This window comes from Allobosea sp. FBZP-16 (genome assembly GCF_002831785.1).
Lineage (GTDB): Bacteria > Pseudomonadota > Alphaproteobacteria > Rhizobiales > Beijerinckiaceae > Allobosea > Allobosea lupini.
The window spans coordinates 134,445-154,630 of the sequence record NZ_LNCQ01000022.1 but is presented as its reverse complement, the minus strand read 5'-3'; the positions used below and the strand labels follow the sequence as shown (position 1 = coordinate 154,630).

17 protein-coding genes and 1 pseudogene are annotated in these 20,186 nt (G+C 68.8%); 10 read left to right on the top strand and 8 right to left on the bottom strand.

Translation table 11 applies throughout. From position 1 onward, the window contains the following. Nucleotide 1 precedes the first annotated feature (1 nt). From CXY91_RS06990 to CXY91_RS06975, 4 genes are all read left to right on the top strand, one after another. Nucleotides 2–796 carry a response regulator gene (locus CXY91_RS06990; RefSeq protein ID WP_091835122.1) on the top strand — a complete coding sequence of 265 codons (795 nt, stop codon included), beginning with the start codon at nucleotides 2–4 and terminating at the stop codon, nucleotides 794–796. 215 nt (nucleotides 797–1,011) lie between these two features. Beyond that, complete coding sequence (locus CXY91_RS06985) at nucleotides 1,012–1,737, top strand: extensin-like domain-containing protein (protein ID WP_158673296.1); 726 nt, start codon at nucleotides 1,012–1,014, stop codon at nucleotides 1,735–1,737. 421 nt (nucleotides 1,738–2,158) lie between these two features. Continuing rightward, the gene (locus CXY91_RS06980; protein WP_100959946.1) at nucleotides 2,159–2,620 is read left to right on the top strand and encodes a DUF992 domain-containing protein; all 462 of its coding nucleotides are present in this window, start codon (nucleotides 2,159–2,161) and stop codon (nucleotides 2,618–2,620) included. 177 nt (nucleotides 2,621–2,797) lie between these two features. Continuing rightward, nucleotides 2,798–3,157 (top strand): response regulator, encoded by a 360-nt coding sequence (locus CXY91_RS06975; protein ID WP_091835131.1) that lies wholly within the window; start codon nucleotides 2,798–2,800, stop codon nucleotides 3,155–3,157. 8 nt (nucleotides 3,158–3,165) lie between these two features. Here the strand turns inward: CXY91_RS06975 and CXY91_RS06970 are convergent, their stop codons facing one another. The 4 genes from CXY91_RS06970 to polA all read right to left on the bottom strand — a co-directional run bounded on the left by CXY91_RS06970 (nucleotide 3,166) and on the right by polA (nucleotide 8,565). Further along, a complete protein-coding gene (locus tag CXY91_RS06970; protein WP_100959944.1) occupies nucleotides 3,166–4,554 on the bottom strand; it encodes a sensor histidine kinase in 1,389 nt (462 codons plus the stop codon). 100 nt (nucleotides 4,555–4,654) lie between these two features. After that, nucleotides 4,655–5,074 carry a hypothetical protein gene (locus CXY91_RS06965; protein ID WP_091835137.1) on the bottom strand — a complete coding sequence of 140 codons (420 nt, stop codon included), beginning with the start codon at nucleotides 5,072–5,074 and terminating at the stop codon, nucleotides 4,655–4,657. 3 nt (nucleotides 5,075–5,077) lie between these two features. Continuing rightward, nucleotides 5,078–5,440 (bottom strand): glycine zipper domain-containing protein, encoded by a 363-nt coding sequence (locus tag CXY91_RS06960; RefSeq protein WP_091835141.1) that lies wholly within the window; start codon nucleotides 5,438–5,440, stop codon nucleotides 5,078–5,080. Nucleotides 5,441–5,535: 95 nt separating this feature from the next. Further along, nucleotides 5,536–8,565, bottom strand: a complete 3,030-nt coding sequence (polA, locus tag CXY91_RS06955; protein WP_100960790.1) for a DNA polymerase I — start codon at nucleotides 8,563–8,565, stop codon at nucleotides 5,536–5,538. 81 nt (nucleotides 8,566–8,646) lie between these two features. Between polA and CXY91_RS06950 the strand changes: the two genes are divergently transcribed. The 4 genes from CXY91_RS06950 (at nucleotide 8,647) to addA (ending at nucleotide 16,709) form a co-directional block, all read left to right on the top strand. Further along, nucleotides 8,647–9,312, top strand: a complete 666-nt coding sequence (locus CXY91_RS06950) for a nitroreductase family protein (protein ID WP_199777374.1) — start codon at nucleotides 8,647–8,649, stop codon at nucleotides 9,310–9,312. A 78-nt stretch (nucleotides 9,313–9,390) separates the two neighbouring features. Next, on the top strand, nucleotides 9,391–10,125 hold the full coding sequence (locus CXY91_RS06945; RefSeq protein WP_100959942.1) for a nucleotidyltransferase family protein: 735 nt from the start codon (nucleotides 9,391–9,393) through the stop codon (nucleotides 10,123–10,125). A 6-nt stretch (nucleotides 10,126–10,131) separates the two neighbouring features. Further along, nucleotides 10,132–13,236 carry a double-strand break repair protein AddB gene (gene addB / locus CXY91_RS06940; RefSeq protein WP_100959940.1) on the top strand — a complete coding sequence of 1,035 codons (3,105 nt, stop codon included), beginning with the start codon at nucleotides 10,132–10,134 and terminating at the stop codon, nucleotides 13,234–13,236. Continuing rightward, entirely contained in the window at nucleotides 13,233–16,709 is a 3,477-nt protein-coding gene (gene addA, locus CXY91_RS06935; protein ID WP_158673295.1) for a double-strand break repair helicase AddA, read from the top strand. Before addB ends, addA begins: the two co-directional genes overlap by 4 nt. Before the next feature lie 4 nt (nucleotides 16,710–16,713). Here the strand turns inward: addA and CXY91_RS06930 are convergent, their stop codons facing one another. Then, the gene (locus CXY91_RS06930) at nucleotides 16,714–17,109 is read right to left on the bottom strand and encodes a RidA family protein (protein ID WP_091835155.1); all 396 of its coding nucleotides are present in this window, start codon (nucleotides 17,107–17,109) and stop codon (nucleotides 16,714–16,716) included. A gap of 35 nt (nucleotides 17,110–17,144) precedes the next feature. After that, entirely contained in the window at nucleotides 17,145–17,789 is a 645-nt protein-coding gene (locus CXY91_RS06925; protein ID WP_100959936.1) for a TetR/AcrR family transcriptional regulator, read from the bottom strand. Between the two features lie 120 nt (nucleotides 17,790–17,909). On the opposite strand from CXY91_RS06925, the gene CXY91_RS06920 reads away from it, so the two are divergent. Both CXY91_RS06920 and CXY91_RS06915 read left to right on the top strand, forming a co-directional pair. Continuing rightward, the gene (locus tag CXY91_RS06920; protein WP_465246843.1) at nucleotides 17,910–18,689 is read left to right on the top strand and encodes a cyclase family protein; all 780 of its coding nucleotides are present in this window, start codon (nucleotides 17,910–17,912) and stop codon (nucleotides 18,687–18,689) included. 23 nt (nucleotides 18,690–18,712) lie between these two features. Beyond that, a pseudogene (locus CXY91_RS06915) lies at nucleotides 18,713–18,937 on the top strand (3-keto-5-aminohexanoate cleavage protein); the annotation flags it as partial. Here CXY91_RS06915 and CXY91_RS06910 read toward each other — a convergent pair. Together CXY91_RS06910 and CXY91_RS30065 are read right to left on the bottom strand one after the other, a co-directional pair. Continuing rightward, nucleotides 18,930–19,693, bottom strand: a protein-coding gene (locus CXY91_RS06910) for an IS5 family transposase (RefSeq protein WP_099503638.1) whose coding sequence is annotated in 2 segments (ribosomal slippage) — nucleotides 18,930–19,360 and nucleotides 19,360–19,693 — 765 coding nt in all. Because the reading frame shifts where the segments join, the coding sequence is not laid out codon by codon here. The pseudogene CXY91_RS06915 and the gene CXY91_RS06910 sit on opposite strands and share 8 nt — an antisense overlap. Nucleotides 19,694–19,735: 42 nt before the next feature. After that, nucleotides 19,736–20,143: a restriction endonuclease subunit S domain-containing protein gene (locus tag CXY91_RS30065; RefSeq protein ID WP_158673294.1), complete on the bottom strand. Its 408-nt coding sequence runs from the start codon at nucleotides 20,141–20,143 to the stop codon at nucleotides 19,736–19,738. Nucleotides 20,144–20,186: the final 43 nt, after the last annotated feature.

Here is a 20,186-nt window from a genome sequence, read left to right as displayed (position 1 = left end):
GATGTCGATCGCCACTGAAATCGCGCCGCATTTGCCGTATCTGCGCCGCTTCGCCCGGGCGCTGAGCGGAACGCAGGCCAGCGGCGATGCCTATGTCGTTGCGACGCTGGAAGCGCTCATCGCCGACCCCGGCACCTTTCCGCGCGATCTCGGCGCGAGGGTCGGCCTCTACCGGCTGTTCCTGCAGATGTGGTCGTCCGTAGGACTCAACACCCAGGCATCGGCGCCGGAGACGGAGCGTTCCGCCGCCGAGCGAAATCTCGACGCGCTGACGCCGCGCTCGCGCCAGGCCTTCCTGCTGCGGACGGTCGAAGGGTTCTCCATCGAGGAGGTCGCGCAGGTCATGAACATCGCCCCGAGCAACGCCGCAGCCCTCGTTCAGACCGCCGGTCAGGAGATCGCCGAGCAGGTCGCCACCGACGTGCTGATCATCGAGGACGAGCCGATCATCGCCCTCGACATCGAGACCATGGTCGAGGAGCTCGGCCACAACGTCACCGGCGTCGCCCGGACACATCGCGAGGCCATCGCGCTCGTCGCCAAGAAGCGGCCGGGCCTGGTGCTGGCCGACATCCAGCTGGCCGACGGCAGCTCCGGCCTCGAGGCGGTCAACGAAATCCTCGCCGCGATCGAGGTGCCGGTGATCTTCATCACCGCCTATCCGGAGCGTCTGCTCACCGGCGACCGCCCGGAGCCGGCCTTCCTGATCACCAAGCCGTTCCAGCCGGAAGCGGTGAAGGCCGCGATCAGCCAGGCGCTTTTCTTCGATCGCCGCGCCGGCCGCAAGGCGGCCTGACCCACCGATCGAGGTGACCGGGAACAAATCGGCCATCCCTCGCGTTGCCCCGGCCCGGGGGATGCGAGGGAGATCGGCCATGTCCATGGCTCTGCTGGCGGCGCTGATTGTCGCGGCTTCGATCACGGTCCTGTTCACGACCGTCGGCTGAACGCATGTATCGGCGCAGGCCCATTTGGTGGGGTTGCTTGGTAGCCCTCGTCGCCTCCGCCGGATTGGTCGAGGCCGATCGGGCCGCGAGCCAGGATGCCAAGCCGACGAACGCTCCACGGCCCCCGCCGCGGCCCGCCTCCCTGCAGAAGCCCGCCTCGGCTCCGGCGATCATCCCGCCGGAGGACAAGCCGGTCTCCGCGACAGAAGGCAGTGGCTGCGTGCGGATGCTGGCAGGCATCCCCGGGAACAGGGTTCGCCCGATCGCGCCGGCCCCGAAGCCGGAGGCGGAAGGCTGCCGCGTGGTCGATCCGGTCGTGGTCGAGGCGCTTGCAGTTCGTACCGCCGCCGGGCCGGGGCAGGTCAAACTGGTGCCGCCACCGACGCTGAGCTGTGAGCTGGCGCGGGCCGTTTCGCTGTGGCTCGACAGCGGCCTTCAGCCTCTGGCGCGCGGGACGTTCGGTCGCGAGCTGACGGCGTTGCGCGTCGGCGGCGGGCACGAATGCCGCCGGCGCAATCGTCAGGCGTCAGGTGCGCTGAGCGAGCACGCCACGGGGCAGGCGCTCGACATCTTCGCCTTCGAGCTGGGCGAGGAAAAACAGGGCGGAGCGGTCGTGGTGGTCGAGCGGCCGAAGGGCCTGGAGCAGTCGCGCTTCCTGGACGGCGTGCGCCAATCAGCCTGCGGCGCCTTCATGACGGTCCTGGGTCCGGGCGCGGACGCCGCCCACGCCAACCATCTCCATGTCGATATCCAGCAGCGCCGGGCGGCTTCAAGCCGCTTCTGTCAATGATCCCGGCGACATCCTATGACGCGATCGTGAAGATGGCGTCGGGCGTGTCGGGCTGGGTCGCAGCCGGTGGCGGACGCCTTCCGCTCGACCAGCTCTCACGCCGGATAGCAAGCTCGGCCAGCGCCGAATCATGGTCAAAACCCTCGCGCAGAAGTTGTTCAAGGTCCCAGAATGGCGGAAGATCGCGCGCCAGCTTGGGAGTAGGGAACATCTGCGCAGGGCTGGTCTGTCCTTGCTTTGGCATTCGCGCGTCCACTGGTCAGTTCCCATCAACGCAAGCACCGGATTGAGGTTCCGGATTATTTGGGAACTATGGAGTGATTGCGGCGCTTTGGTGCGGTTTCGAGGCGCAGCGGACGATTCGGCGAAACCGGCCTCGTGTCGGTGCGGTGCATTCGGAGTAGGGCGCAGGAGAAGGTGAATGAGACGTCTTATCGCAATGCTCGCTTTGGCGGCCGGTGCCAGCCTGTCCGCAGTTCCGGCCCTGGCGCAGAGCACCGCGCCGGCGGGGCGTCTGACCTGCACGATCGGCGCCGGCCTCGCCCAGGCCGTGGCCACACAGAAGCCGCTCGAATGCCGCTTTCGCCCGCGACGCGGGCCGCTTCAGACCTATACCGGAGTGATCCGTGGTTTTTCGCTCGACGCCAGGACGGTCGGGCGCAGCCTGCTCGCATGGCGGGTCTACGGGCCCTATGCGCGCGCACCTCTCGGCGTCCTCAGCGGTCCCTATGCCCGCAAGGAAGGTGATGTAAGGTTGTTCGGCAGCCATGACGGCGATGTCCGTCTGGTGCCGCGGTCCCTGCCCATCCAGCGGGGCGCCAATGTCGCCCTCGGCGTCACCGCCTTCGAGCTCAGTCTCGTCCGCTCGCCGCGCAAGCGCTGATCGGAGGTACTTACGCTTTCCTAACCATATCCAGGCAATTTAAGTTGAATTTGAAGGGTTCGGGGCGGACAATCCGGCTCAGAACGGAACAAGGCCGACCGAGCGGGCGTTCATCAAGCTCACAAGCAGGAAACAGCTTGGGGTTGAGTCGTGAAGTTGGAAGGTGATCTGGGTCTCATGGCCGGTATTCGGGTCCTCATCGTCGAGGACGACCCCTTCATTGCGATGGATATCGAGAGCGCCGTGAGCGAAGAGCTCGGCGGCGACGCCGAGCTGATCGTGGTCGACTCGGTGTCGCAGGCACGGCGTGCCGCCGACCAGCCGATAGACTGCGCCTTGCTCGACATCGACGTCGTCGGCGGAAAGACCTTCGCGATCGCCGCCAGCCTGCGCGCCAAGGGCACTCCGCTGGTATTCGTCTCCGGCTCCGCCCCCAGCGAGGTTCCGCCCGAATTGCGCGACATACGCTTCGTGCGCAAGCCCTTCTCGGCCGACGAGCTCGGCCGCTTCGTCTCCAAGGCCGTGAACAAGGGCTGAGAAAGGGCTTATGCTGCCGCGTCCTCCTCGGTCCGCTGCTCCCGTTTCGGGAAGGTGACGGCGACACGGGTACCCGGCCGCGCGACACCGGGCGACAGCGGTGCAATCTCCATATCGCCCCGCATGCTGCGCAGCAGGGCGTTGATAACCGACTTGCCCAGCCCGGCGCTCTGCTGGTCTTCCGGCATGCCGACGCCGTCATCCTCGACGCAAAGGACGAGATTCTCTTCGGGCGTGCGCGCGAGCCGGATCGTGATACTGCCGGCGGTACCGTCCGGAAAGGCGTGCTTGATCGCGTTGGTCACCAGCTCGTTGATGACGACGACGAAGGAAACGGCGTCGCGTCCCGGCAGGCGGATCGCATCCATCGCCAGGGCGATCTCGATCGGACGCCCTTCGGCCGCCTTGCCGATTTCGGCCAGCAGATCCTCCAGATAAGGCCGGGCCTCGATCTCGTCGGCCTCGATATCGAGCCGCAGGCGTCGCTGGCCGGCCGCGATCGCTTGGATGCGCGATTGCGCCTGGGCCAGGGCCTGCTTGACGGCGGGCTCGCGCGTCTGCCGGCCCTGGACGTTGAGCAGGGCGGAAACCATCGCCAGATTGTTGCCGACGCGATGGTTGACGTCGCGCAGCAGCGCCTCGATCCGCAAGCGCTCATTCTCGAGCTGGAGCGTGCGCTCGGCCACCTTCCGCTCCAACTCGGCGTTGGAGGTGGACAGGGATACCGTCCGGCGATGCCGCACCCGCAATTGCAGCCAGGCGGCGAGGCACAGGCCGGCGAGCGCGATCAGGATGCCGGCACTGGCCAGGACACGGCGACGGGCTTCGTGGCGGCTGCTGGCGGTAAGGCGGTGATTCTCCTCCAGCTGGATTTCGCCGACGATGTCGCGCAGTTCCTGGGTGAGGCGATTGCCGGTCCCGCGACTCACCATGGCGGCGGCCTCGCCGCGCTTGCCGGCCCGCATCAGCGCCACGGTGTCGGTCATCTCGACGAGCTTGCGGGTGGTCGCGGCACGGGCACGCTGTATGCGTTCGGTCTGCGCCGGGCTGTACGCGACGAGGCGTTCGATCTCGGCCAGGCTCGGCAGCAGCTTGGCACGGCTGTCGTCGTAGGGCTCCAGATACTGCTCGTCGCCGGTGAGCAGAAAGCCGCGCTGCCCCGTCTCGGTATCGAGCACGTTGCTAAGGAACCGCTCGCTGCGCTCACGGATATCGATCGAGCGCGAGACCAGCTTCGAGGCTTCGTCCGCCCGGATGTTGATCCACCCCGCGATCAGGACGGCGGCAGCAACCACGAGGATCGCGATCGCGGCCGAGGATGCGGTGTAGCGGCGCGTACCGAGCAAGGGCAGTCCCGGCGAGAGCCAGCGTGGACGGAGCTTCAGCTGGGCATTCATTGCCGTCTTGAATAGACGCTGACACTTGATCGCCCAAGGTAAAAAGACACATCGCCCCAGACCGGCGGCGGAAAGGCCGCCGATTCAGGGCGAATCTGCTCTAGCTTTCAGCGTCGTCGTCGCCCCGCGCAAACTGCCGCCCGAGGATGAGCCCCAGCAGCACGACGCCGCCGACCAGTCCGGTGCGCCAGCCGAATTTGCGATTGCCGACCAGCGTGGCCGCGATCGGGGCGGCGGCGACCGCGGCGGCGAGGCGCCGGTCCGGCCGCGGCCGGCTCTTCACATAAAGGGCGATGCCGATCATGAGCAGGGCGGCGACCAGCAACCCGCCGGCGATCGACAGGCTGGCGGTGACCGCCCCGTAATGCAGCGTCAGCACCGTGTGCAGCGCATTGAGCGCGTAGCCGACTGCGCCGGCCGCCAGCACCCCTGCCAGCAGGTAGAGCACGACGACCGTGACGTTGCGGCGCACGACGCCGCCGACCTCGCGCGTGACCAGACCGGTCAGCCCCCCCAGCATGGCTCAGCGCGCCGAGAGGAAGCCGACGAACAGCCCGACCGCGGCCGCAAGGCCAAGCGCCCGCAGGGGCCGCTCGCGGATTTCGCGGATGATCAGCTCTTCCAGGTCGCCGGCCTGCTCGCGCGCCACCGCAGCCATGCGGTCGGTGTCGACGCCGACCGATCTCAGCTTTTCGCTGACCGTCGCGGCGAGGTCTTCGGCGCCGCGCGTCAGGCTGGCCTCGATCTCGTCCGCCTCGTCCTTGACGCGACGGCCGGCGCGGCGGGCGCGCTCGGCCGTATCGGCGGCAGCATCGGCCACCTCGTCCTTGGCACGCTTGACCGAGGCCGCAGCCTGTCGCTTTGCGGTGGAACTGGTTGCGGCCATCAAATGCCTCCTGGTGCCTGCAATGAACGATGCCATGCGCAACGCACGGCGCAAAGCTCAACGCGTCAGCAACAGGACGGTTCCCGGCCGTAAGGTTAGTGCGCCTCGTCCCAGTTGTCGGCGGCGCGCGCATCGACGACGAGCGGCACCTTGAGCGCGACGGCCGGCTGCGGCGCTTCGACCATGACCTTGCGGATCACCGGCAACGCCGCCTCGACCTGCCCCTCCGGGACCTCGAAGACCAGCTCGTCATGCACCTGGAGCAGCATGCGCGCGTCGAGCCTGGCGGCGGCGAGCGCATCCTCCATCCGGATCATCGCCCGGCGGATGATGTCGGAAGCGGAGCCCTGGATCGGCGCGTTGATCGCCTGGCGCTCGACGAAGGCGCGCTCGGACGGATTCTTCGAGGCGACCGCCGGGAAATGGCAGACGCGGCCGAAGATGGTCTCGACCGCGCCCTTGGCACGCACCGTGGTGCGCGCCTGGTCCATATAGTCGCGGATGCCCGGGAAGCGCTCGAAATATTTGCGGATATAGGCGCTGGCTTCCTCGCGTGAGATGCCGAGCTGGTTGGCGAGGCCGAAGGCCGAGATGCCGTAGATGATGCCGAAATTGATCGCCTTGGCGCGCCGGCGCACCTCGCTCGGCATGCCCTGGACCGGCACGCCGAACATCTCGGAGGCCGTCATCGCATGGATGTCGACGCCATCCGCGAAGGCCTGCCTGAGCTGCGGAATGTCGGCCATGTGGGCGAGGATGCGCAGCTCGATCTGGCTGTAGTCGGCCGAGATCAGCTTGTGGCCCTTCTCGGCGACGAAGGCGGTCCTGATCTTGCGGCCGGCCTCGGTGCGGATCGGGATGTTCTGCAGGTTCGGCTCGGAGGAGGAGAGCCGACCGGTGGTGGTCGCCGCCAGGGCGTAGGAGGTGTGGACCCGCTGGGTCTGCGGGTTCACATAGGTCGGCAGCGAGTCGGTATAGGTCGATTTCAGCTTGGCCAGCTGGCGCCAGTCGAGGATGCGGGCCGGCAGCTCGTTGCCCTGCTCGGCGAGGTCCTCGAGCACGCCGGCGCCGGTCGCCCATTGCCCGGTCGCGGTCTTCTTGGCGCCGGGCAGGCCCATCTTGCCGAACAGGATGTCGCCGAGCTGCTTGGGGCTGCCGATCGTGAACTTCTCGCCGGCGAGCGTGTGGATCTCGTCCTCCAGTCGCGCCAGAGACTGGGCGAACTCGCCCGAGAGGCGCGACAGGATCTGCCGGTCGATCGAGATGCCGCGCCGCTCCATCCGCACCAGCACCGGCACAAGCGGGCGCTCCATCGTCTCGTAGACCGTGGTCTTGCGCTCCGGCACCAGCCGCGGCTTCAGCGCGAGCCAGAGGCGGAGCGTGACGTCGGCGTCCTCGGCGGCATAGGCGGTCGCCTTGTCGAGCGGTACCTTGTCGAAGGTGACCTGGCTCTTGCCGGTGCCGGCGACCTCCGAATAGGCGATCGGCTTGTGGCCGAGATGGACCTCCGAGAGCCGGTCCATGCCCTGTCCACCATTGCCGGCGTCGAGCGCGTAGGAGATCAGCATGGTGTCGTCGATGGGGCCGACCTCGACGCCGTGCCGATTGAACACGGCGATGTCGTATTTGAGATTCTGTCCGATCTTGAGCACGCCGGGGTCGGCGAGCAGCGGCTTCAGCTCGGTCAGCGCCTGGTCCAGCGGGATCTGGCCTTCGAGCAGGCCTGAATCGAACAACCCGTCGCCGGCACGGTGCTGCAGCGGGATATAGCAGGCCTTGCCCGGCGCGACCGCGAGCGAGATGCCGATCAGGTCGGCCTGCATCACATCGAGCGAGTTGGTCTCGGTGTCGAGCGCGACGCAGCCGGCCTCGTAGGCCCAGCCGATCCAGCGCGCGAGATCGGCGACGGTGCGGACGCACTCATAGGCGCCATGGTCGATCTTCACCGCGAGCGCCGCGTCCTTGCGTGCGGCAGCGAGATCGGCCGGCCGCAGCCAGCCATCGGCTGAAGGAGAGCCCGCCGGCGCGGCACCGTTCGCGACGGGAGCCGTCGCGGCGAGCTCGCCTGCCCCAGCCACCGGAGCATCGGTCTCGGCATAGAGCGCCTTGAGCGCAGCGGCGCGGGCGCCGCCCGGCGCGAGATCGGGGTCGGCATCGATCGCGCCGACATCGGCCTCATAGGCCTCGGCCGCGCGCTTGGTGATGGTGGTGAACTCCATCGCCTTGAGGAAGGCGATCAGCTTGGCCGGATCGGGCTGGTTCAGGGTGAGCTCGCCGAGCGGCGTCTCGACCGGCACATCCTCCACAAGCGTGACGAGCTTGTGCGAGATGCGGACCTTCTCGACCACCTCGGGATTGGTCAGCGTCTCCCGGCGCTTGGGCTGCTTGATCTCGCCGGCACGGGCCAGCAGCGTTTCCAGGTCGCCATACTCGCCGATCAGCTGTGCCGCGGTCTTGATGCCGATGCCGGGCGCTCCGGGCACGTTGTCGGTCGCATCGCCGGCGAGCGCCTGGACGTCGGTGACCTTGTCCGGCGTGACGCCGAAATACTCGACCACCTCAGGCTCGCCGATGCGCCGTTCCGGCCGGAATCCGGCGCCCTTCTTGGCGTCGCCGGAAGCCGGGTCGTACATCGCGACGCCCGGCCGCACGAGTTGCATCAGATCCTTGTCGGCCGAGACGATCAGCACGTCGGCGCCGGCCTCGCGCGCCTGCCTGGCATAGGTCGCGATCAGGTCGTCGGCCTCGTAGATGTCCTGCTCGACCGGAATCAGCCCGAAGGCGCGCACGGCGTCGCGCATCAGCGGGAACTGCGGAATCAGGTCCGGCGGCGGGTCCGAGCGATTGCCCTTGTACGCCGGGTAGATTTCCTTGCGAAAGGAGTTCTCGCTCTTGTCGAAGACGATGGCGAGATGGGTCGGCTTTACCCCGAGCACGCCATCGCGCACGAACTGGAACAGCTTGGTCGCGAACAACCGGACCGCGCCCGACGGCAAACCGTCGGAGCGGGCATTGTATTTCCGGTCCTGGTTGATCGACTGGAAATAGGCGCGGAAGATGAAATTCGAGCCATCGACCAGGAAGAGGTGGTCGCCGGGCTTGAGCTGTGAGGCCGGGTTCGTCATGGGCGGGACCATAGGGCGGCAGACCGGGATGGTCTATTGTGCAAGCAGCAGTGCCCGCAAGAAGCTGTCAGGAGGACATCGATGAACGCCTATGTCACCATGCCGCTCGCCTTCCAGGGCCTGCCCGAGGAGGAGATGAAGGCGCAGGCGCTCAGGTTCCTGGAGACGATGAGGACGCGCCGCACGGTGCGCGACTATTCCGACAGGCCGGTCCCGCGCGAGATCATCGAGGCGGCGGTTGCGACCGCCGGCACCGCACCCTCCGGCGCCAACCAGCAGCCCTGGACCTTCGTCTGCATCTCCGATCCGCAGATCAAGCGGAAGATCCGCGACGGCGCCGAGGAAGAAGAGCGCGCCTTCTATGCCGGCCGCGCCGGGGAGGAATGGCTGGGCGCGCTCGCCCATCTCGGCACCGACGAGCACAAGCCTTTCCTCGACACCGCGCCCTGGCTGATCGCGATCTTCGCCCAGCGCTGGGGCTATGATGCCGATGGCCGCAAGCTGAAGCATTACTACGTGCCGGAGTCGGTCGGCATCGCCGCCGGCTTCCTGATCGCCTCGCTGCATCAGGCCGGGCTGGCGACGCTGACGCATACGCCGGCGCCGATGAATTTCCTCAACGAACTCTGCGGCCGGCCCGACAACGAGAAGGCGCTGATCCTGCTGGTCGTCGGCTATCCTGCCGAGGGCTGCGTCGTCCCGGCGATCGGCAAGAAGCCTCTGGAGGAGATCGCCAGCTTCCTGTGAGGCTCCCGCCGCACTTGAGCTATCGCGCCGGCCATGGCTGATGGTGCAGTCTTGGCCGGCGGGAGATTCGTTCACGTCATGCAGACCAGTTCGCCGCCGATCCGCCGGGCCATGGTGCTCGCCGCCGGGCTCGGCAAGCGCATGCGCCCGATCACCGACACCATGCCGAAGCCGCTGGTTGCGATCGCCGGCAAGACCATGCTCGACCACGCGCTCGACCGGCTGGCTGAAGCTGGCGTTGCGGACGCCGTGGTCAATGTCCATTATCTCGCCGAGCAGATCGAGGCGCGCGTCGCCGGCCGCTCCAGCCCGCGCATCGCGATCTCCGACGAGCGCGACCTGCTGCTCGAAACCGGTGGCGGCGTGAAGAAGGCGCTGCCTTTGCTCGGCACCGAGCCTTTCTTCCACGTCAACTCCGATTCGCTGTGGAGCGAGCGGGGGGCGTCGAACACTTCCGCCATGGCCGCCGCCTGGGATGCCGGGCTCATGGACATGCTGCTCCTGCTGGCGGAGCGTGAGAGCAGCGTCGGCTTCGACGGCGCCGGCGATTTCTTCCGCGACGAAGCCGGCCGGCTGACGCGGCGCGGGCAGGCTGCAAGCGCGCCTTACGTCTATGCCGGCGTCGCCATCATCAAGCCGGAGCTCTTCGCCGACACGCCGGAGGGACCGTTCTCGCTGAACCTGCTGTTCGACCGCTGCATCGCCAGCGGCACCCTGTTCGGCCATCTGCTCGATGGGCGCTGGCTGCATGTCGGCACGCCCGAGGCGATCCCGCTGGCGGAGCAGGCTTACGCCGCCCATCAGGGCGGGTGAGCCGCGATGGCCGGGCTCAACCTGTTCAGCATCCCGGCCGGCGCGCCCTTCCTTTCGGTGCTGGCGCAGGCGCTGATCGCCGGCCGCTTCGGCCGGGCCTATGATCCAGGCGATCCCACTGCCCTCTCGCGCACCACGCTCTATCTGCCGACGCAGCGCGCAGCGCGGGCTTTCGGCACGATCCTGTCGGAAAAGCTCGGCGGCCGGCCGCTGCTCCTGCCGCGAATCGTCCCGCTCGGCGATGTCGACGAGGCCGAGACCGCGCTGATCGCCGGCGCCGGCGATGCCCTGGCGCTGCAGCGCCTCGCGCCGATCGATCCGCTCCGCCGCCGCTTCATCCTGACGACGCTGATCTCGGCCTGGGGCCGCACCGCCAACCGCCAGCACCTCAAGCTCGATCCGGCCGAGCCCTCGCTGATGCCGGCGACCTTGGCCGAGGCCTGGGGGCTTGCCGGCGACCTCGCTCATCTGCTCGACCAACTGCAGACCGAAGGCATCTCGCCGGCACGATTGAAGGGGTTGGATGCCGCCCGCTTCGACGAGATCTGGCAGTTCAACGCCCGTTTCCTCGACATCATCGCGCAAGCCTGGCCGGCGATCCTCGAACAGCGGGCCGAATGCGACCCGGCCGAGTTCCGCAACCGCATGCTCGCGGCCGAGCGCGAGCGCCTGCTCGCCGGCGATTTCCACGGGCCGGTGATCGCGGCCGGATCGACCGGCACGGTGCCGGCGACGGCGCGCCTGCTCGCCGCGCTCGCCCGCGCCCCGAACGGCGCCGTCGTGCTGCCCGATCTCGACGAGGCTCTCTCCGAACAGGGCTGGCGCGCCATCGTCCAGGAACCCGCGCCGTCCCACCCGCAGGCGGCGCTGCATCGACTGCTCGACGAGATCGGTGCGAACCGGGACGAGGTCGTCACCCTTGCCGAGCCCTCACCTGGGCTGGAAACGCGCCGCGACCTGCTGCGCCGTGCCCTGTTGCCGGCCTCGATCACGGATGACTGGGCCGGCGCTGCGCCCCTAGTTGCCGGCGCGCTCGACGGGCTTCGCATCGTCGAGGCGGCAGATGAACGCGAGGAGGCGCTGGTCGCGGCGCTCGCACTGCGTGAGGCACTGGAAGAGCCAAATGCCCGTGCCGCCCTGATTACCCCCGATCGCGGCCTTGCCGAGCGCGTCGCGGTCGAGCTCCGGCGCTGGGGCATCCAGGCCGACAATTCCGCCGGCATGCCGCTCGGCCGCTGGCCGGCCGGCGCCCTGCTGCGACTGGCGCTCGATGCGGTCGAGGGCGACCTCTCGCCGGCGAGCCTCGTCGCACTGCTGGCGCATCCGCTCTGCCGCCTGGGCCTGGCCGAGCTCCGCCTGCGGCAAGGCGCGGCGACGCTGGAGATCGGCTGCTGGCGCGGCGAGCCGGTCGGCCCCGGTTTCCCCGGCCTGCGCCGCGCCTTCGAGGCGCTGCCGGAGCTGCGCGAGGCGACCTATGCGCCGCGCCCGCGCCGCAAGCTCACGGACGAGGATGTCGGCGCCGCCGAACAGGTGCTCGCCGGGCTGGAAGATGCGCTCGCGCCGCTCGTGGCGGCCTTGGCGGGCCCAGCACCCGAGCTGCGCGAGATCGCGGCGCAGGCCCGCCGGGCCGTCGAAAAGCTGAGTGGTGACGAGAACGGCGCCATACTCGCCTGGCGCGGCCCGGATGGCGAGGCGCTCACCGCTCTGTTCGATGATCTCGACGCCGCCTTGCCGGAAGCCCCCAGCGAGGGCCGCGCCCGCGACTGGGTCGCGATCTTTGAGGCCCTGATCGGCGAGCGCGTCGTGCAGCGCCGTGACCCCGGCCATCCGCGCGTCAAGATCTGGGGCTTGCTCGAAGCCCGCCTGCTCGAAGCCGAGCATATCGTGCTTGGCGGCTTGATCGAGAGCGTCTGGCCGCCGGCCACCGAGACCGATTCCTTCATCAACCGGCCGATGCGGGCGGAACTCGGCCTTTCGCCACCGGAACGGCGCATCGGCCAGACCGCGCATGACTTCGTCGCCGCCGCGCTCGCCGGCAAGGTGACGCTGACCCGCGCCCGCAAGGCCGGCGAGGCCGAGACGATCCCCTCGCGCTTCTGGCAGCGCCTCAAGGCGGTGGCGCCAGCTGAAGGCTGGGAAGCGGCCGAGGGACGCGGGCGCGAGCTGATCGCCTGGGCCGCGTTGCTCGGCAAGCCGGCCGATCTCCTGCCGGTGCCGCGGCCAAAACCCTTTCCGGCGGCGCATCTGCAGCCGAAGCGGCTCAGCGTCACCGAGGTCGAGACGCTCTATCGCGATCCCTATGCGGTCTATGCGCGCAAGATCCTCAGGCTCGACGCCCTGCCCGAGCTGGTCGAGGATCCCGGCGCGACCGATCGTGGTTCGCTGCTGCACGACATCGTCGGAACCTTCGCCGAAACCTACCCCGAGCAGATTCCGGCCGGCGCCCTCGGCAGCCTAATCGAGATCGGCGAGCGCTTCTTCCGCGCCTATGAGGAGACGCCGGAGGTGCGCGCCTTCTGGTGGCCGCGCTTCCTGCTGATTGCACAGAACTTCCTCGGCTGGGAGGAGAGGCGCCGGCCGGGGCTCGCCCGCGTCGCGGTCGAGCGCGATACGCAAGGCGAATTTCCGCTGATCGATGGCTCCTCGATCCTGCTGACCGGCCGGGCCGACCGCGTCGAGATCACGCGCGATGGCACCCTGCGCATCATCGATTTCAAGACCGGCGCGCCGCCGAGCGACGAGCAGGTCCGCCTCGGCTTCGCCCCGCAATTGACGCTGGAGGCCGAGCTCGCTTTGCGCCACGGCTTCTCGCCCGACATCCTGCCCGGGCCGGTCGAGGCGCTGCTCTATCTGCGACTCAACCACGATCCGAAGAGCTGGGAGAAGGACAAGAAGCTCGCCTTCAAGGACGAAACGCAGGCCGACGTCACCGCCCGCCATCTCGCGCAATTGCTCGACCATCTCTCCGTGCTGCGCGCCGGCCGCGAGCCCTGGCTCTCGCGCCGTGCACCGGCCTACATCAAGTACGCCAGCCCCTATGACCAGCTCGCCCGTGTCAAGGAATGGTCGGCGGCGCCCGAGCTCGGCGCCGATGCCGGAGACGAGGCATGACCCCGGCCGGCTGGACCATTCCCGAGCAGACGCGCCGCAACCAGGCGCTGGCGGCGCAGCCTGATCTCAGCGCCTGGGTCTCGGCCAATGCCGGCTCGGGCAAGACCCATGTGCTGGTCAACCGTGTGCTCAGGCTCCTGCTCGAAGGCGTCGCGCCCGGCCGGATGCTCTGCATCACCTATACCAAGGCGGCCGCTGCAAACATGTCGAACCGGGTCTTCGGGGCGCTCTCGAAATGGGCTGTCGCCAAAGACGGAGACCTGTGGAAGGCGTTGAAGGAACTGACGGGAGAATTGCCGCCCCCGAGCGACATCAGCCGGGCGCGGCGCCTGTTCGCCCAGGCGCTGGAGACGCCGGGCGGCCTGAAGATCGAGACGATCCACGCCTTCTGCACCCGCGTGCTGCAGAGCGCCCCCTTCGAGGCCAATGTCCCGCCGCGCTTCGAGGTCGCCGACGATCTCGCCCAGGACGAGTTGATGCGCGATGCCAGGCGCGACCTGCTCGCCGCGGCCGAGGCCAACCCGGACGGGCCGCAGGCCCGGGCACTGCGCTTCATGGCCGAGCACGCCGCTCAGGACACTTTCGACCAGATCATGCGCGAGGCCCTGCACCAGCGCGCCGTGTTCAGCGATGCCGAGGGGCGGGCGCGGCAGCCGGAGGAGATCGTTTCGGGGCTCAGCGCCTTCCTCGGCATCGGGCCGGAGCTGGCCGCCGAGACGGTACGAGAGCGTTTCCAACGCGAATTGGCTGCTGTCCCCGATCTCGAGCGGCTGATCGCCGCCTTCGAGGCCGGCAGCGCGACGCGGGCCAAGGCGGCGGCAGCGATCAGGCTCGCGCTGTCGGATGCGCCGGGCATCGATCCGGTCTCCGCCTGCCGCGCCGGCCTGCTCACCGCCGAAGGCAATGTCGCCCAGCATGTGCGTGGCAAGGGCAACAGCGCCCTGCCCGCCGATCTCGACGCGGCGCTCGATGCGCTAGCGGCCTGTCTGGCCGCCGCGATCGACCAGCTCAACGCCATCGCCGTGCGCGAGCGCAGCGCGGCGCTGGCCGTGCTGGTGACGCATATCCTTTCCGCCTATCGCCGGCTGAAGGCGCAGCGCTCGCTGCTCGACTATGACGACCTGATCGCCAAGACCCGTTCTTTGCTCGACCGGGTCGATCCGGCCTGGGCGCTCTACAAGCTCGACGCCGGCATCGACCACATCCTGCTCGACGAAGCCCAGGACACCAGCGAGGCGCAATGGGCGATCCTGCGCCGCCTCGCCGAGGAGTTCTCGGCCGGCGAGGGCGCGCGCGAACTGGTGCGGCCGCGCACCGTCTTCGTCGTCGGCGACGAGAAGCAGTCGATCTACGGCTTCCAAGGCGCGGCCCCCGCCCATTTCAGCGAGGAGCGGCGGCTGCTCGGCCGGCGCCTCTCAGAGGCTGGGCAGCGCTTCGAGCCGATCAGTCTCACCACCTCCTTCCGCTCGGCGCCCGACATCATGCGTGCGGTCGATGCGGTGTTCGCGCCGCCGGAGCACTGGCGCGGCCTCGTCTTCGACGGCGGCGCCGGGCCCGAGCGACACGATACGGTCAGGCGCGCCTCGGTCGGCGCGGTCGATCTCTGGCCCGTCTCGGCCGATGACCCCAGCGAGAAGCCCGATGCCTGGACCGCGCCGGTCGACGCACCCGAGCGGCGCTCGGGCCTCGTGAAGCTCGCCGCCCGCATCGCCGACGTGCTGAAGCGCTGGAGCGAGGCCGGTCGCGACGATATCGGCCGTCCCTTCAAGCCCGGCGACGTGATGATCCTGCTGCGCCAGCGCGGCGCGCTGTTCGAGGCGATCGTCAAGGCGCTGAAGGATCGCGAAGTGCCGGTCGCCGGCCGCGACCGCCTGACGCTGGCCGACCATCCGGCGGTCGAGGACCTCCTCGCGCTCGGGCGCACGATCCTGCTACCGCAGGACGATCTCTCGCTGGCGATCACGCTGAAGACGCCGCTCTTCGGTCTCGACGACGACGATCTGATGCGCCTTGCGCCGGAGCGGAAAGGCTCGCTGCGCGACGCCTTCCGCACGGCGGCGCAGACCGAGCCGCGCTACGCCGCGATCGAGGCGCGCCTGACCGAGCTTGCCGAGGAGGCTGGGCGCTGCGGCCCGTTCCGTTTCTACGCCGGCCTGCTCGGCCCGGGCGGCGGCCGCAATCTCGCCCTCGCCCGGCTCGGCCCGGAAGCGGGCGATGCGCTCGACGCCTTCTTGAGCGCCGCGCTCGACCATGAGCGGCGTTACGGCCCCTCGCTCGCCGGTTTCCTGCACCATATCGGCGCGGTGGCGACGCAGGTGAAGCGCGATCTCTCGGCCAGCGCCGGCGAGGTCCGGGTGATGACCGTGCACGGTTCGAAGGGGCTGGAGGCGCCGGTCGTCATTCTCGCCGATCTCGGCATCGCGCCCGGCGAACGCCGCCTGCCGAAGCTGATGGCGGTCGCGCCGCCGCGCGGCGCGCAGGTGCCGGTCTGGCCGAACAGGCGCGCCGACGACCCCGCGGCGATGCGGCGCGCCAAGGATGCGATCGTCGCGCAGATGGTCGAGGAGCATCACCGCCTGCTCTATGTCGCGCTGACGCGGGCCGAAGAGCGCCTGATCCTCTGCGGCGTGCAGGCCAAGGGCGAGGCGCCTGAAGGATCCTGGTACGCCATGGCAGAGCTTGGCCTCGCCGGCTCCGAGCCCTGGCTGCGTGACGTTCCTGCACCCGATGGCGACGGTGAAGTCCGCCGCTTCATGGTTTCGCAGCCGGGAGAAGGGGCAGTCGAGGACGCTGTCGCTGTGCGGGCGGCGGCGGTGCCGCCGGACTGGCTGATGCGTTCTGCGCCGGAAGAGGCCGAGCCGGCTCCGCCCTTGCGGCCGTCGAGCGCGCTGTCCGCGGCCGATGCGCAGGAGCGTCCGCATGACGGGCCCTTCCTTGCCAACGCCGCCGCGGCCGGCCGGCTCGCGCATCTCCTGCTGCAGGTCCTGCCGGAGGTGCCGCACGAACGCCGCGCCAGCACTGCCCATGCGCTGGCGCAGGCGCGCGGTGGCTCGCTGCCGGATGAGCGTCGCACCAGGATCGTCGACGACGCGCTCGCGCTGATCGCCGCGCCGGAGTTCGGCGGGCTGTTCGGGCCGGGCAGCTTGGCCGAGGTGCCGCTCGCCGGCGTGATCACCATGGGCGATGGCAGCAGGCGCCCGGTGCAGGGCCGGATCGACCGGCTCGCGGTCAGCGAGAGCGAGGTCCTGATCGCCGATTTCAAGACGGCTGCCCGCCCGCCGCAGGACGCTGCCGCGCTGCCGGCCTCGACCTTGGTTCAGCTCGCGGTCTATCGCCGGCTGATCGGCGAGATCTATCCCGGCCGGCGCGTCAGGGCGGTGGCGATCTACACGGCGAGCCTGAAGCCGCTGGAGGCGTCGGCCGAGCTGCTCGATGCGGCCCTGGCAGGGATGGCGGCACCCTCCCCGCACTGATGGATCAGCCGATCGCGGCGACGCATTCGATCTCGATGTCGAAGGGCAATGGCCAGGGCCGGATCGCGGCGCTGGTCCGGGCCGGAAAACCGTCGCTGAAAAAGGTGCGGTAGACCGCATTCACTCCGGCCATCAGCGCTGGATCGGTGACGAAGATCGTCGCCTTGACGACGGCGTCGAGCGAGGCGCCGCCATGGCGCAGGGTCACGGCGAGCGCCTCCATCGCGGCGCGGGTCTGCGTCTCGATATCGCCACTGACGATCTCGCCGGTGGTGACATCGATCGGCGGCATGCCGCAGGTGAAGAGCAGGTCGCCGACGCGCGCCAGCGCCGAAGTCGGCGCACCGAGCCGGCGGATCGCCTCGGAGATGACGGGGACTTCGATGATCTCGCGGCGCATGATGTTCCCCGCTTGTTTGCAGACGGCAGGCCGGCTTAGCGGCCTCGCAGCAGGCCGTCGATACCGGCGGCGCAGAAGCTGGTCAGGCGCTGCAGCAGGTGCTCGGCATTCTCCACGACCGGCACCGCCTCGCGCGGCTGGTCGAGCCGGCTGGCGCGGTCACCGGCGGCCATGGTCATGACGAGCGCGCCGACCATGAAGAGATAAGCGTCGACAAGCGCGCCCTCCGGCGCCTGCGGGTAAAGCTTGCCCAGCGCCGTGACGAACTGCCGCGCTGTCGGGTCGAAATGCTCGGCGACCACGCCGCGTGCCGCCTCGCGCGGGTCGACCGCCTCGCGGGCGGTCATCATGGCGAAGGCCGCGCCCTGCACGCCTTCGCTGAAGCGCTGGCGCACGGACGGGCCGATCAAGGCGGCGACGATCTCGCCGACGTCGAGCACCGGCCGGGCCATGGCCTCGCCCAGAGCCTGGGCGCGCGCCAACGCCAGGGCATGCGCCCGGCGGGCGAAGACGGCGCGGTAGAGCGCCTCCTTCGAACCGAAATGATAGCTGAGCTGCGAGAGCCGCACGCCGGCCGCGGCCGCAAGGTCACGCATCGAGGCGCCGTCGGCGCCGCCGCGCTCGGCGAAGAGCCGTTCGGCAGCGTCGAGAATACGGTCGCGCGTCGGCATCGCGGACATCTTGCCCCTCCAGAATCCAGCGATTCCCCTCTTACCAGAAACATGGCGCCCTGCTATAGGTCGGACGTTCGTCCAAATTCGAACCAAAGAGAACGCATCCTCAAGGGAGGGCATACCGGCATGCTGCCAGGCCGCCTCGTCGATCTGTCGATTCCACTTGAGAACGACGTTCCTGCCGACCCGCCCTTCCAGAAGGTCAAAATCGACTATCGCACGCACGAGGCCACGGCGAAGGACGTCGCGGCGGCCTTTCCCGGCCTGAAGCCCGAGCAACTCCCGGGCGGAATGGGCTGGGCAGTCGAGCTCGCGACGATCTCGACCCATAACGGCACCCATGTCGATGCGCCCTGGCATTATCACCCGACGCAAGATGGTGGCGCGCCAGCGCTCCGGATCGACGAATGCCCTCTGGAATGGTTCCTGCAGCCGGGCGTGAAACTGGATTTCCGCCATCTCCCCGATGGCCACGTCGTCAGCCCCGCCGAGATCGACGCCGAGCTTATGCGGATCGGCCATACTTTGAGTCCGCTGGAGATCGTCGTCGCCAACACAAGGGCGGGCGCGCGCTATGGCGAGGCCGATTATGTCGATTCCGGCTGCGGCTTCGGCCGCGAGGCGACGCTGCATCTGGTCCGGCAGGGCATCAAGGTGGTCGGCACCGATGGCTGGAGCTGGGATGCGCCATTCAGCCACACCGCCCGCCGCTTTGCGCAGACCGGCGACGCCTCGCTGATCTGGGAGGGACACAAGGCCGGGCGCGAGGCCGGCTACTGCCAGATCGAGAAGCTGCACAATCTCGAAGCGCTGCCGGCGAGCGGCTTCACCATCAGCTGCCTGCCGGTGAAGGTCCGCAACGGCTCGGCCGGCTGGACACGGGCAGTCGCCATTCTACCGGTCTGAGCGCAGGGACGAAGGAAAGCCTCATGAGCAAGATCATCATCACCTGCGCCGTCACCGGCGGCATCCATACGCCGACCATGTCGGACCATCTGCCGATCACGCCGGACGAGATCGCCAGCCAGGCGATCGCGGCAGCGGAAGCCGGCGCGGCGATCCTGCATCTGCACGCGCGCGATCCCCGGGATGGCCGCCCGACACCCGATCCGGCGGTGTTCATGGAGTTCCTGCCGCGGATTAGGCTCAGGACTCATTGATCCAGAAGATCATGATGGCGGCGATGGTGATGGCGGCCATGAAGGTGTGGGCGCACCGGTCGTAGCGGGTGGCGATGCGGCGCCAGTCCTTGAGGCGGGCGAAGAGGTTCTCGATCCTGTGTCGGCGGCGATAGACGGCCGGGTCGTGGGGGATTGGGATCTTGCGGCTGCGGCTTGAGGGGATGCAGGCGTCGGTTCCGCGGGCGGCGAGAGCGTCGCGGAAGCCGCGGCTGTCGTAGCCCCTGTCGCCGATGAGGACGCGGGCGCGCGGCAGGGCGCCCAGCATGAGGGCGGCGCCCCTGTGGTCGCTCATCTGGCCTTCGGTGAGCAGCATGACCAGGGGCCGCCCCCGGTCGTCGCAGACGGTGTGCAGCTTGGAGTTCAGGCCGCCCTTGGTTCGCCCGATGCGGCGGGGAACATCCCCTTTTTGAGCAGGCTCGCCGCCGTGCGATGCGCCTTCAGGTGGGTGCTGTCGATCATGATGGCGTCCGGCTCTCCCGCCTGTCCGGCCAGGGCCGCGAAGATGCGGTCGAACACCCCCAGGCGGCTCCAGCGCACAAACCGATTATACAGCGTCTTGTGCGGCCCATAGGCCGACGGCGCATCGCGCCAGCGCAGGCCGTTCCGGATCACGAACACGATCCCCGACACCACCCGCCGGTCATCCACCCGAGGTACGCCGTGCGCCAACGGAAAGAACGGCGCAATCACCGCCATCTGCCTGTCCGACAACCACAAAAGATCGCTCATCAACGCCTCCCCGATCCCTATCGGGAATCAGAGCAACGCCCGTCATGCAAGCAATTTAATAGGTCCTGAGCCTAGATGGGCAATGTTGGTCGACCACCGGGCAATGGATTTGAAAACACCCGAATGCATGTAGTGTCGAAAGACCAACAGCGCGTAATTGGGGTCCACGTGCTCATACGCTCTGAAGCGTATAAGCGTATTCTGGAAGCACGCGCCCGGCACCTCACCTCGGTAGATCGCTGGGCGACCCACCAGCTCAGGGCTCTGTCCCTCGTTCAGCAGAATGTCCCCGTCGCGCAATTCATAGATGGCCACTTCCTCAGGCTCGAAGTTCATGCGGAGCACGTCCGAGGTATCGATCCGATCCTCATAGACGTTGGCGACCCGAAGATAGGGCCGCATGTGCTTGCCGCGTTCATGCTTGGGTGAACGCTGGCGGCCGAGGGTCACCTCGCCCGCCCCATCGACGCGCGACCAAGCCCAGCCCGCGGGA